Genomic DNA, 778 nt, shown 5'->3' with positions numbered 1-778 from the left:
GCCAATGCTGCCAGACCCATAGCGATGATGATTGCCTTGACTTTCATTTGTAATCCCCTCGTTGGTTTGATATTTGAGTACTTCGATTAGTTACCGCTTACGGATGACAGTCTCCGCTGCCATGCCGGCCCACCCTCACCGCGAACTGTTCCACACCTGCACCTTCGAAACTCTGCTGCCGGGAATCCCCCTGCCTACTTCATAAGGACCGACGCTCGCGCGCCGCTGCCCGTCTGTGTGACCGAGAGGCCGGTGCCATTGCGGCTCTGCAGGATGGTGACCGAGTCGTTGGTACCGAGCTGCGTGACCTGCGACGACATCGATGAACCGATCTGCGTGACCGCTGCTGCATTACTACTACCGCTCTGCACGGTGACCGAGCGATTGTTCGTACCCGCCTGGTAGCCGCCGTACTGGTTGCCACTGCCGCTTTGCGAGAGCGACATCCAGTTGTCCGTGCCGGCTTGTGCCATAACGGCCGCATTGGCGACGCCCGCCTGATTTGCCATCAGACCGTTATGCCCGGATTGCACGCCAGTCAAGTGATTTCCAGCGCCTGCTTGGGTTACTCGTGCAACTTGTGTCGCGCCACCGAAGCCTGGCTCCGACGGACCGAAGTCCGACACGGGCGACAGGTCCGCGGCGAATACCGCGATCGACAGGCTCACGACCGCGCCGAGCGCGACGCCCAGCGCGACTTTTGGAACGCGCGAAATTTTCATGCTCGTCTCCTGCTGTTCGATTCGCTCAACCGCTCACGCCGCTGCCGAGGGGCTTG

1 protein-coding gene is annotated in these 778 nt (G+C 60.7%); it reads right to left on the bottom strand.

The window, feature by feature from the left end; all coding sequences use genetic code 11:
• Positions 1-194: 194 nt before the first annotated feature.
• Complete coding sequence (locus AWB67_RS38915; RefSeq protein WP_087660942.1) at positions 195-722, bottom strand: hypothetical protein; 528 nt, start codon at positions 720-722, stop codon at positions 195-197.
• Between the last annotated feature and the right edge of the window lie 56 nt (positions 723-778).

Origin of the sequence: Caballeronia terrestris (genome assembly GCF_001544515.1) — a bacterium.
Classification (GTDB): domain Bacteria; phylum Pseudomonadota; class Gammaproteobacteria; order Burkholderiales; family Burkholderiaceae; genus Caballeronia; species Caballeronia terrestris.
The sequence above is the reverse complement of the archived record's forward strand: the minus strand, read 5'-3'. Positions and strand labels throughout refer to the sequence as shown.